The sequence below is a fragment of the Emticicia sp. CRIBPO genome (assembly GCF_009905725.1).
Classification (GTDB): domain Bacteria; phylum Bacteroidota; class Bacteroidia; order Cytophagales; family Spirosomataceae; genus Leadbetterella.
In genome coordinates, this window is record NZ_JAAAKV010000002.1 from 652,081 (window position 1) to 663,987 (window position 11,907).

7 protein-coding genes are annotated in these 11,907 nt (G+C 46.2%); 1 reads left to right on the plus strand and 6 read right to left on the minus strand.

Annotated features, from left to right (window positions below; genetic code table 11):
- Positions 1–99: 99 nt before the first annotated feature.
- Together GVN16_RS06690 and metG are read right to left on the minus strand one after the other, a co-directional pair.
- Entirely contained in the window at positions 100–2,580 is a 2,481-nt protein-coding gene (locus tag GVN16_RS06690) for an AsmA-like C-terminal region-containing protein (protein WP_166563072.1), read from the minus strand.
- Between the two features lie 252 nt (positions 2,581–2,832).
- A complete protein-coding gene (gene metG / locus GVN16_RS06695; protein WP_229244070.1) occupies positions 2,833–4,875 on the minus strand; it encodes a methionine--tRNA ligase in 2,043 nt (680 codons plus the stop codon).
- 302 nt (positions 4,876–5,177) lie between these two features.
- Here metG and GVN16_RS06700 point away from each other — a divergent pair, with 302 nt between their 5' ends.
- The gene (locus GVN16_RS06700; protein ID WP_166563074.1) at positions 5,178–5,636 is read left to right on the plus strand and encodes a DUF1569 domain-containing protein; all 459 of its coding nucleotides are present in this window, start codon (positions 5,178–5,180) and stop codon (positions 5,634–5,636) included.
- Here the strand turns inward: GVN16_RS06700 and GVN16_RS06705 are convergent.
- The 4 genes from GVN16_RS06705 to GVN16_RS06720 all read right to left on the minus strand — a co-directional run bounded on the left by GVN16_RS06705 (position 5,633) and on the right by GVN16_RS06720 (position 11,901).
- Positions 5,633–7,477, minus strand: coding sequence for a glycoside hydrolase family 13 protein (locus tag GVN16_RS06705; protein ID WP_166563075.1), 1,845 nt, complete (start codon positions 7,475–7,477; stop codon positions 5,633–5,635). The genes GVN16_RS06700 and GVN16_RS06705 overlap by 4 nt on opposite strands.
- Before the next feature lie 4 nt (positions 7,478–7,481).
- A complete protein-coding gene (locus tag GVN16_RS06710; protein WP_166563076.1) occupies positions 7,482–8,873 on the minus strand; it encodes an alpha-amylase in 1,392 nt (463 codons plus the stop codon).
- Positions 8,874–8,990: 117 nt separating this feature from the next.
- Positions 8,991–10,301: a SusE domain-containing protein gene (locus GVN16_RS06715; RefSeq protein ID WP_166563077.1), complete on the minus strand. Its 1,311-nt coding sequence runs from the start codon at positions 10,299–10,301 to the stop codon at positions 8,991–8,993.
- A 19-nt stretch (positions 10,302–10,320) separates the two neighbouring features.
- Entirely contained in the window at positions 10,321–11,901 is a 1,581-nt protein-coding gene (locus tag GVN16_RS06720; RefSeq protein ID WP_166563078.1) for a RagB/SusD family nutrient uptake outer membrane protein, read from the minus strand.
- Positions 11,902–11,907: the final 6 nt, after the last annotated feature.

Below are 11,907 nucleotides of genomic sequence, written 5' to 3' on the forward strand. Positions count from 1 at the left end.
TCCCGGTGCAAATCTCTGCAAAGTCAATGGCCAGTGTGGCTTCAGTAAATTTCTGTACAGCACCGGAATATCCCTTGGTTCCTGCTACATTATTTTCTTTCATTTCTCTATTTCAGGAATCTCTTCGGTTTCTTTTTTATCCTTCTTCCCGGAAAGAAGCACGGGACGAATCACGACCTTACCTTTTTCATCCCGGGCTTTGAGATAAAAACTCCTGCCCACACTGTCAGGGTGATAAACTTTGAATTCATAGTTTTCATCCCGTTTTTTCAGGTTGGAAAAAGGTATCTGGATATTGATATCGGTCTTGTTGCCGAAGCTGTAAACACCATCCACAAAAAGTGTCAGGACATTAGACTCGACCTGCATTTTATTGATCTCAATTTCTTCACCCCTGAGCACAAACTCTCTTTCAAAAAGGTCAAACCTGACATGTTCGAGGTTTCTGCGTTTAAAAATCAGTTTCTTGATCCTCAAAAACGGCTCAAAGTTAATGATCTGGGCCTGGTTCAGCTTTATTTTGATCCGACCGCTCATGCTTGAAGGGATCAGCATGACATTGTTGCTCAGCAGCGAATTAAACTGGAAACTGGACGTCAGCTTTCCTTCGATGTTCTCATGGGTGATGGCGTTCTGCCCGAAATTTTCCAGTGAAGCAAAAACAGACTGTACATCGGCGTTATTCAGATTTCCCCTGAGATACAGCTGAGGGGTTGATTTCTGGTTCTGAAAGTTAATTCCCCCGGAGATTTTAACGGACCCTCCACAGGCATTCATGGAGAAATTGTCAAGCACCAGGCTTCCGGCTGTCAGGTTCATCTTACCTTTCACTCCGGAGGCCACGAGCGACTTGTATTTCAAAGTCTTCGCATCCAGGGTGGCGTCAATCTGTATATGGTCAATGGCATCATCCAGCAAATCTGACAGTTTGACTTTTGATGGCCTTTTTTTTCTTATTTTCTGTGGGTTATTGTTGATAAACTTACTGATCCAGTTCAGACTCCACTCCGGGATTCTGACTGCCAGCGAAGCTACCAAGGGCATTTCTTCCTGGTAAAAATGCTGCAGAAAACCGGTCATCTTACCCGAAAGGAAGACTTTGTTCTGCCCGTCAGAAAAATGTACATCAGGCATACTGACTATTTTCTCATCAAAATGCACATCCCCTTTGATTTTACTGACCGAAACCTTCTGCGGCACATACAACATGGCCAGGTCGTTAATAGAAACTTTACCTTTGAGTGAACCGTTAAGCCTGCTTTGTTTGTAATTGTAAAAATCTTTAAGCGGCCCTTTGTAATCCATTACCAACCTGACCTCTCCTCCCGTAGCCCTGTATCTTTGCGGATCCAGCATACCGTTCAGCGTATTTTTATCGCCCCTCACTTCACAACTCAGCACAGCCTGGGGATCTTTAAAGTTATTCACCGTCAATTTACCTTTAACAGGAAGTGTTTCAAAAAAACCGCTAATGTCATGGGCGGTCACCATAGAGTTCAAGCTGCCAGGCGGTAAAAGCGGGTTAGCCTGGTTCGTAAAAATACCATAGGCCTTTGCCCCTTTGATATTACCAAACCGCAAAACATAGGCCAGCGAGTCTGCCCTGAAATCTACAAAAACCCTCGTAGCTTTCGTCCCGAATTTATTGGCAATATTGACCTTAGCGGTAGCTCTTGCACTTTTACCGAAACGGTCGAGCTGTGTCTGAAGATGTTCGCTAAGAAGCTCCAATGCCGCCGGAACGCGAATATCCTGACATGAAAACTGCAGGTTCAGGTTTCCCGGAGCAGTTGAAAAATCAATATTTCCGCTGATTCCGATCACGTCCTTATTGTCTGTTTGTAAATCAGAGGGCTTTATTGTCAGCCGGTTACTTTTGCTGTTATAGCTGAGATGGAGATTCAGGAGGGTATTTTTATTCCTCAGGAAACTTCCGTGATCTGCCCTGAAAACCATCTTTTTAAACAACACAAAGCCCTCAAGATCATTGTTTACACTTGTATCGCTGCTTGAAATGTAGTTGGTCAGCTGCGGGATTACCGCTTCCAGATTCCTGTTGCTGATGGAATCAATGACATTGACTTTAAAATTGGCAAATGTAATCCGCTTGATATTTTTAAGAAAATCGGTATTCGGAGGGGTTTTGCCACCTCCTGGTGCCTGTTTCTTTTTGGATCCGAACATAGAAAGGTTGGAAAACCCGTCCTTTCTTTTGAAAATAAAGATCTGACCGTTGTCCAGCTTAATATTCCTGACCACTACCTTTCTTTTGAAAAGCTCCCTGATGTCCAGGGTCACCAAAAGCTGTTCGGCTTTGATCAGGTCTGTTTTATGCTCCTTAAAGCGGCTATCATGCAGACTGATTCCGTACAACTTAAAAGTAAACCCAACGCCATCGTAAAGCGGGGCAAAATGATAGGAAGTCACTTCCAGTTCACCATCAATCTCTTCATTGACAACATCCTGGACCCTTCTGAAAATCTCTTCCTGGTTTTTATAAATCCAAAGGCCCGCCGCAAGCGTCAGCAAAAGGAAGAAGGCAATTACAATTCCGGCTATTTTTAAGGTTTTACGTAGCATGGCTGTTTATGATAGGTCCAACAGGGTGTTTTATCCATTTTCAGGGCACCACTATTGAAGGGTAATTTAATATATAATTTCTACAAAGCCCATGATTTTAAGCAAGATTACGTGTGAGATTGTGCAGAAACTATAACAGGTGGATAAAATACTGTTCCACAGACATTTTACCGGGAAATTTCCGGGAAAAATTGCATCAAAAAACCCGCTGAGTTTATCAGCGGGTCTTTCTTCAATAATTTACTTCCAGCCTCACGAAACCGTAGCTCCGCTCCAGACTTCTTTGTGGGGCTGGAGCAATGACAGGCTGCCGTCTTTGTCTTCGGCCATCAGGATCATGCCGTTAGACTCCACGCCCATCATTTTTCTCGGGGCCAGGTTGGCGATGAACGTCACCTGTTTTCCGATCATTTCTTCCGGTGAAAAGTGCTCGGCAATACCGCTCAGTATCGTTCTTTTCTCCAAACCATCGTCGATCAGGAATTTCAATAACTTCTTGCTCTTCGGCATCGGTTCTGCTTCCAGGATTTTACCTATCCTGATGTCTAATTTAGCGAAATCATCAAAAGTGATCTCGGGTTTTAATGGCGTTACTTCCTTTCCTTCCAATTCGTTCTGACGTTTGGTTTCCAATAATTTATTCACCTGGGCCTCTACTACACTGTCTTCGATTTTCTCAAACAGCAGTTCGGCTTCTTCTATTTTTGTGCCGGTTTTGATGAGGTCGTCTTTTCCTGCTTCGCTCCACCCTTTATGTTCCAGGTTGAGTTGTTTTCTCAGTTTCTCTGCTGTAAACGGCAGGAAAGGCTCACAGACAATACTCAAGGTAGCCGTAATCTGCAAAGCGACATACATGATGGTTTTTACCCTTTCTTCGTCCTGCTTGATTACTTTCCATGGTTCGGTGTCTGCCAGGTATTTGTTACCCAGACGGGCCACTTCCAGCATGCCGGCCAGGGCCTCCCGTTGTTTGTAGTTGCGGAGCGACTCCCCGATCTGACCCGGTAACTGGGCCAGGGTCTCAAGGGTTTGCTTGTCGAAATCCGTCAACTCACCTTTTTCAGGCACAACGCCTTCGTAATACTTATTGGTCAATACCGTCGTACGGTTCACGAAATTGCCGAAAATACCTACCAGCTCCGAGTTATTCTTTGTCTGGAAGTCTTTCCAGGTAAAGTCATTGTCTTTTGTTTCCGGAGCATTAGCTAGCAATACGTACCTCAGCACGTCCTGTTTGCCCGGGAATTCCTCCAGGTACTCATGCAACCACACCGCCCAGTTTCTTGACGTTGAAATTTTATCATTTTCAAGATTCATGAACTCATTAGCCGGTACATTGTCTGCCAGGATAAAACTTCCCTCGGCCATCAACATGGCAGGGAAAATGATGCAGTGGAACACGATGTTGTCTTTACCGATGAAGTGCACCAGTTTGGTATCCTCGTCACACCAATAGTCTTCCCATCGTTTTCCGGCTTGTTCAGCCCACTCTTTGGTCATAGAGATATAACCGATCGGGGCGTCGAACCATACATATAATACTTTACCTTCAGCATCTTTCAAAGGCACTTTGATGCCCCAGTCCAGGTCCCTGGTCATGGCACGCGGCTGCAGTCCCTGTTTCAGCCACGACTGGCACTGACCGAAAACGTTGGCTTTCCACTCAGGATGGCTGTTGACATATTTCTCAATCTCCGGCTGCATCCTGTCTAATGGCAGGTACCAGTTGTTGGTCGCCTTCATCACAGGCTTGGAACCTGAGAAAGTCGACCTGGGGTTGATGAGGTCGGTTGGCGAAAGTGTCGAACCACATTTCTCACACTGATCACCGTAAGCTCCCGGATTGTGACAATTAGGGCACTCTCCTACAATATACCGGTCGGCCAGAAACTGCCCGGCGGTTTCGTCATAATATTGTTCTGTTGTTACCTCGTCAAAATAGCCTTTATCGTACATTTTCACGAAGAAGTCCTGCGAGGTTTTGTGGTGTATTTCTTTGGAAGTTCTGGAATAGATATCAAAGGAAATACCGAAGTCTTCAAACGACTTTTTGATTATCCCGTAGTATTTATCCACTACCGCCTGAGGTGTAGTGCCTTCTTTTTTAGCCTTGATGGTGATGGGCACGCCGTGTTCGTCAGTTCCGCTGATAAAGGCCACATCTTCTCCTGCTGCTCTCAGGTACCTTACATACACGTCGGCAGGCACATAACACCCGGCCAGATGACCGATGTGAATAGGTCCGTTGGCATAAATCAGGGCTGCTGTGACGGTATATCTTTTAGGTTTATTCATTTTGTTTGACATTATATTTGGTAAGAATAAATGCTGCCCGAGAAAGGAGAAAGCCCGCCCGGCGTGACCGTCAGGTCGGACGGGGAAAATGAATTTCCCGGCATCTGCCTGTCTGCATTCACATTTGCGGCATTTTTCCGTTGCAAAGGTAGATAAAATGGACAAAATTCCACGTTTTATTTGTGCTTTGATTTTCGAAATGAAAGGGCAGAATACTCACTTTCACCCAGCTCAGCTTTCCTGTTTTTCTTTGTCCGAAACAATTTCTACCTTTGAATCCCTGGATAACAAAATTAAATTTTATGCCTTTCCCTTCCATTTTTGAACCCAAAACGACAGAAGATCTCGTAAAACGGATCAATCAGCTTACGCCCGCTACTGCCCCGCTTTGGGGAAAAATGAATGTGTCGCAGATGCTGGCCCATTGCTGTGTTTCGTACGACCAGATTTTTGGTGATCAGACCGGCCGGCCGCCTTTGCTGATGCGGAAATTGCTCAGTCTGCTGATCAGGAAGAAGTTAACGAATGAATCTCCCTATCCGAAAAACGGACGTACGGCCCCGGCTTTCATCATCAGCGATGAGCGTGATTTTGAAACCGAAAAGAGCCGCCTTGTCAATTATATCTCACGGGTTGAGAAACTCGGAGCATCACATTTTTCAGACAGGGAGTCGTTTTCTATGGGTAAACTGACTACACGGGAATGGAACAACCTGTTATACAAACACCTCAACCATCACCTGAGTCAGTTTGGAGTTTAATTCACTTTCAATATTCTGAAACCTGAACCCGGTACTGTGATGCTTTCTTTTGCCGGGAATGTTTCGTCTGTCAACACATCTTTAAAGCCAGCGGCTCCAGCTAATACCTCGGTGTATGAACCCGGATCAACCGTCTTAGCCGATTCGTTTTTATTGAAAATGATGAGGTGCCTTTCTTTGTTATTCGTTCTCGTGTAAGCATAAATGCCATGTTGAGGAGCAAACTGAATCAGTTTTCCATCATGAATGGAAGTGGCGGTTTTCCTCCAGTTCAGCAGTTTTTTCAGGAAGGCCATGAATTCCTTTTCCTGACCGGTGAGGTTTTGCCCGGTGAATGCGTTGCGGACATCGCCTTCCCAACCCCCCGGAAAATCGCCGCGGATTTCACCATGGGCATCACTTTTCGGATTCGTCATCCCGATTTCAGTACCGTAGTACAGCTGAGGCACTCCCCTGGTGGTCAGAAAATAAGCCAGTCCCATTTTAAATAAGGCAGGATTTTCTTTTACCTGGGTAAAGAAACGGCTCATGTCGTGATTGTCAGGAAAAACAACAAGATTATCCGGACCTGCATACAAAAAGTCTTCGGCCAGTGTCTGGTAAATTTTCGTCAGGCCCTGGTTGTATTTTTTATCGTCCTCGTTCAAAGCCTCCGCCACAGCATTTTGTAAAGGAAAATCCATCAGGCCCGGAAGATAAGACACATAGCCGTCATGATTTTTCTTCCCCTTCTGCCAGTAAGAAACGATAGAAGGCTTCAGCGACCATTCCTCGCCCACCATGTTCAGACTTGGGTATTCTTCCAGCATTCTCCGGCTCCACTCAGTCAGGAATTGCTTGTCGGAGTAAGGATATGTATCAATTCTTAACCCGGCCAGTCCGGCGTATTCGATCCACCAGATGGTATTTTGAATCAGGTATTTGGACATAAACGGGTTCCGTTGGTTCAAATCAGGCATACTGGGCACAAACCAGCCGTCGACATGATTTTTAGCGTCTGCTTTTGAGGCATGAATGTCCTGGTGGGTTTCTCTTTTGTGACTGGTGGGACTGAATTTCCCCTCAAAGTTGATCCAGTCTTTGGAAGGAAGGTCCTTCATCCACCAATGGGCTATGCCGCAGTGGTTCAACACCACATCCATGATCAGCTTGAGGCCCTTTTCCTTAGCTTTTACAGATAACTCTCTGAACTCCTCATTGGTCCCGTACCGCGGGTCGGTCTTGTAAAAATCACTGATGGCGTAACCGTGATAGGTAACGGCTTTCTGGTTGTTTTCCATGAGCGGCATATTCCAGATGGTGGTGTATCCCATGTCCCGGATAAAATCCAGGTGATTAATCACCCCCCTGATGTCGCCGCCATGGCGGCCGTCTTTGTTGCTTCTGTCTGTTTTCTCTATTGTGTCAGGCGTATTGTCATTCGCAGGATTTCCGTTGGCAAACCTGTCGGGAGTGATCAGGTAAATGACATCCGAATTGTCATAACTTTTCCTTTGGGCTGATCCTTTCTCACGGGCATTCAGTTTGAAATTGAATTTCTCAGCTTTCTGACCGGGTTTTGTAAAACTGATAACCACTTCGCCGGGCACAGTGGCCTGGGCAATTTTCAGGTCAATAAAAAGGTAATTCGGATTTTCAGTTTTATTTACTTTCATCAGGGATACACCTTTGTAACTTAGCGAAGGCATATAAGTGGCGATATCTTTGCCATACACCAGGATCTGTACAGCAGGATCTTTCATCCCAACCCACCAGCTGGAAGGCTCGGCTTTCTGTATGACGTTCTGGGCAAAAAGCGGCGAAACAAGGCCGCATAATATCAGTAAGATTAGTTTTTTCATGATTTCAGAATTTGTTAAGTGACCAGACGGTATAACTTCTGGCCGGCACTTCAAGAGTCACTCTTCCGGTATTATCCGTTTTAAGGACTGTTGAGGTATTTTGTGAATAATCAAGCAGGGTGGCGTTTTTCCAGTTGGTAGATACCGACTGTTTTTGGGCCACATTGCTGTTGTTGATAAAAACCACCAGGCCGGGCACTTTGGCGTCTCCCGTGCGTGAGGCTATGTATTTTTCATTGTCGGCAAACAGCACACCGGTTTTCCCCCTGGCCAGGGAGCGGTTGATCAGTATCAGCCTTTCCAATTTGGCTTTATCCAGTTGCTGCTCATAATCCAGGTAGAAAATACAGGGATAGCCTTCATGCGTCAGGATGTAGGCATACGCCAGCATTTTGGCTTCTTTCGTACCAATCCTGTTACTCTGATTGGTTTCTTTCTCGGTGTCATGGTTGGTGACAAAGGTGACAGCTTTGGCAGCGTTGCTTTTGATCAGTGTCTTCCGGTCCTTCAGAATGGTCATGTTATTTCCTTCCAGGGCTTGTTCAAGAGCATAGAAAGTAGAAAAGTCAAACACATTGGTAGTACTTTGGGTACTGTAGTTTTGCAGGGCATCGGGATTGCCGTCCCAGAACTCGCTCACCGAAAAACCACCCACCTCAGTCATCCAGGCTTTCACCACAGAAGGATCAAATCCCTTGACATAATCAAAACGCCAGCCGTCAAACTTCAGGGTGTTTTTGTAATATTTAGCCACCGAACTGTCGGACTTCCAGAACCATTTCTGCACATTGGCCTGGTCATGACAAACGTCCTGCTCTTCAAAAAACAGGGCCTCCGCATCTTTCTCGTGGGTTTTGTTGGGATGATAGTCTTCGTAAGTCCTGAAGAATCGTCCCGATTTCGGCCTGAATTTAGTGTAGGTGTTTTTATTCCGGTAAGGATTAAATTCAAGTTCCCCGCCGCTATTATGGTTCAGCACGATGTCGGCTATCACTTCGATTTTGCTGGCGTGGGCTTTGGTGATGAAGTTTTCCAGCTCAGCCCTTGAGCCAAACCGGGTCTCAGTGGTACCCATCTGGTCATATTCGCCCAGGTCAAAATAATCCATCGGGTCATAACCCATGGAATAGCCCCCGGACATACCTTTCGAAACAGGCGGAAGCCAGACCCTGTCTACGCCCATCTTTTTCCAGCCTTCCAGTTTCGGGCTGACGGTATTCCACCACTCTCCTCTCGGTTCCACATCCCAGTAAAAAGCCTGCATCATCACCCCTCTTTCTTCGGTATGAAGATTCAGATCAACCAATGCCGTTGACTCTTCTCCCAGTTCGTTTTTCTCACAGGAACTGATCATCAGAAAAATCCCTAGAACATATAATAAAGCGTGTAATTTCATTTTTTGAAAGGTTAAAGTTTAATATCAGCATAAAAAAATCTGTAAGGAGAAGCCCCTTACAGATTTACCATTACGAATTACAATTTCTCACTATTGTACTAATCAGTTAACAAAAAACTATCTTTTGACCATTTTATAAGTCGGGCTTGACGCCACGCTGAAATCAAGGGTAATGTCATAAACTCCGGCTTTGACTACGATGTTGGCTCCGCCTGCTTCAAGGCTGCCGTTGGCTCCGTCGTCACCATAGTTTACCGCCCAGTCATCATTCTGACGGAATTTTACTTCCCCGTCTTTCAGGGTGATGCCCTTCAGTACCCAGTTCCCTTCTTTGAAGAAATCAGGGGTAAACTTGGCATCAGGCCCATCCCAGCCGTTGGCGGTGGCACTGCCCACAATACCATAAATCTTGATCGGTTCAATGGTATATTTAAGGCTCTTGAAATCAACTGTCACCAGGTAGGTACCTGCCGTTACTTTGATGTTATCTCCGTTTGATTCCAGTATTTTATCTGCTCCGGTGTCACCGTAGTTGGTGCCCCAGTCATTGTTCTTACGGATTTTAACATCACCATCTTTCAACGTTACGATCAGCCTCCACTGGTCGGAAGAAGGATCATAGAAGAACGGTGCATCCGGGCCATCCCAGCCGTTCGGCGTTGCACTGCCCACCAATCCCCAACCGAACTTCTCGATGGTATAGCTCAGGGCTGCAGTATTGAAAGTGATTTTATAGGTTCCTGCTTTTACCGCAATGTTGGCTCCGTTTACTTCCAGGCTGCCGTTGGCTCCGTCGTCGCCATAGTTCAGGTCCCATTTGTTGTTCGAACGGATCTTCACTTCACCGTCTTTCAACGTCACATAAGCCACAAGGGTATTGGCCTGGTCTGTGGTATAGAACGGCATATCAGGGCCATCCCAACCGTTGGTCGTGGCACTGCCCACGAGTCCCCAGATGGTAGAAAGGTCCAGCTTATCCAGATAAGCCGTGGCTTTCAGAGGCATCACGGTAGAGGCCAGAACAGTAGAGGTGCCCAGCTTGGATTCCACTTTCAAGTCCAGGTCAGCGGCTGTACCAGCCACAATACCCAGGCTCAGCAGCAGTGAGTTCAGTTCTGCTACCTTGAAAGTTTTGGTCAGGTTGACACCCGTAGATACGGCAACGGCTTTTGAAAAATTCCCGCCTTTTTTATCAAACAGGATGGTATAACCGGCTCCCGCATTGAAACCGTAATCAGGCTTGGGCCAGGTAACAGTCAAGGCGTCTTTGGCTGCATTTTCTTTTGTCAGAACGACATTGGAAGCCGATAAAGTCACTGAGGGAATCGCTCCCTGGTTCAGCACCGGCTTCAGGAAATCATCCTCGCATGAACCTAAAAAGGCCACTGCTGATAATAATATGATGAATCTGTTAAATATTCTTTTCATTGTTGTTCAAATTAGAGCATTAGTATCCTGTATTTTGTTTCAAGTTGGGATTGGCTACCAGATCAGCCGCCGGGATCGGGAATAACTTTAGGTTGTCACTCACACCGCGTCCGTCTTTGATACCGCCTTTCCACTGCCAGATGTATCCGCCTGCCGTGAATTTATTGAAGCGGATCAGGTCGGTACGACGGTGTCCTTCCCAGAACAATTCCCTTGCCCTTTCGTCCAGGATAAAATCAAGGTTGATAGAAGTCACATTGCCGGTTGTACCCTTGTAGGCTCTCTGACGCAGCTGGTTTATATAACCCACCGCTGTGGTTACATCACCACCTGTACCTCCTCTCAGCACCGACTCCGCATAGATCAGGTAGATGTCAGCCAATCTGAATAGAGGAAAATCTGTATCCACAAACGATTCCTGCAGGTTGGAACCTATCGCCCCGGTTGAGGTTACGTTTTTGAATTTCTTCATGGCATAACCGTCCGCAAAAGTGAAGATATCATTGATGTCCAGTTTTTGTCCGTCGGTATGGAACATGGCTCTTGAGTCTGTTTTACCCGTTATGTCCGTGAATTTACTGACAAAAGCAGAGGTAGTTCTGACACCTGACCAGCCGCCGTTGATACCGAACTCAGCCGGGTTCATGGTGCCGCCTACCGGAGCATGTACAAGGAAAGTCATCCCGCCATAGGTTTTGGTGTTTTGTCCGTCAAACCTGATCGGGAAAATGATCTCAGGCGACGTATGGTTATCCGCCAGGAACAAACCCTGGTAGTTGGTATGCAGGGTGTAACCAGCTCCAATCACTTTCTTGCTGTAATCAATCGCTTCTGTATATTTCGGTGTACCGATGTAAACCTCCGCGTTCAGGTAAAGTTTGGCCAGCAATGTCCACACGGCTGCCCTGTCGGCTCTTCCGAATTCGTTTTGTTTAGGCGAAGGCAACTCGTTTTCAATGGCTTTCAGCTCAGACTCCACATAGGCAAAAATCTCTGCCCTGCTGCCTTGTTTCGGCAGGAATGAACCCACAGCGTCCTGCTCGGTCACGAAAGGCACACTGCCGAACATGTCAATGCCATGGTAATAACTCAAAGCCCTCAGGAATCTTGCTTCAGCCCTGTAGGTTGTAAATTCTGTACCTGTCAGGTTTCTTTCTTTCAGTTTGGCATCACTCGCTTCCCTGATCAGCTCATTACACAAGGTAATCTGATAGAAAATACGGTTGTACATGGTGGTGATAAACTCGTTCGAAGAACTCCAGTCCATGTCGTGGTAATCCGGTAAACTACCGTCGTTCCAGCCGATCACGGCCTCGTCGGTGGTCAGCTCCTGGGCAAACCAGTACTGACGCAGGTAAGATGAAAATCCTTCATCAATACCGCTGATGTCAGGTTGACCTGCCGGGCCTTGTTGTCCGCTGACAGCCAGACCGGCATAAAGTTTGGCCAGCACTTTTTTATAATTGGCCGGATCGTTATAAACCGACGCCGAGGTTACTTCAATAAAAGGCTTGCGGTCAAGATCTCCGATACAGGAATTCAGAACGGTCATGCCGATGACCAAAGCCCCTGTTTTTATGAATCTGTTAATATTTCTCATGATGTA

Coding starts and splice junctions, on each gene's coding strand:
- GVN16_RS06720 (WP_166563078.1), bottom strand. CDS start 11,901: ATGAGAAATATTAACAGATTCATAAAAACAGGGGCTTTGGTCATCGGC.
- metG (WP_229244070.1), bottom strand. CDS start 4,875: ATGAATAAACCTAAAAGATATACCGTCACAGCAGCCCTGATTTATGCC.
- GVN16_RS06690 (WP_166563072.1), bottom strand. CDS start 2,580: ATGCTACGTAAAACCTTAAAAATAGCCGGAATTGTAATTGCCTTCTTC.
- GVN16_RS06715 (WP_166563077.1), bottom strand. CDS start 10,301: ATGAAAAGAATATTTAACAGATTCATCATATTATTATCAGCAGTGGCC.
- GVN16_RS06710 (WP_166563076.1), bottom strand. CDS start 8,873: ATGAAATTACACGCTTTATTATATGTTCTAGGGATTTTTCTGATGATC.
- GVN16_RS06700 (WP_166563074.1), top strand. CDS start 5,178: ATGCCTTTCCCTTCCATTTTTGAACCCAAAACGACAGAAGATCTCGTA.
- GVN16_RS06705 (WP_166563075.1), bottom strand. CDS start 7,477: ATGAAAAAACTAATCTTACTGATATTATGCGGCCTTGTTTCGCCGCTT.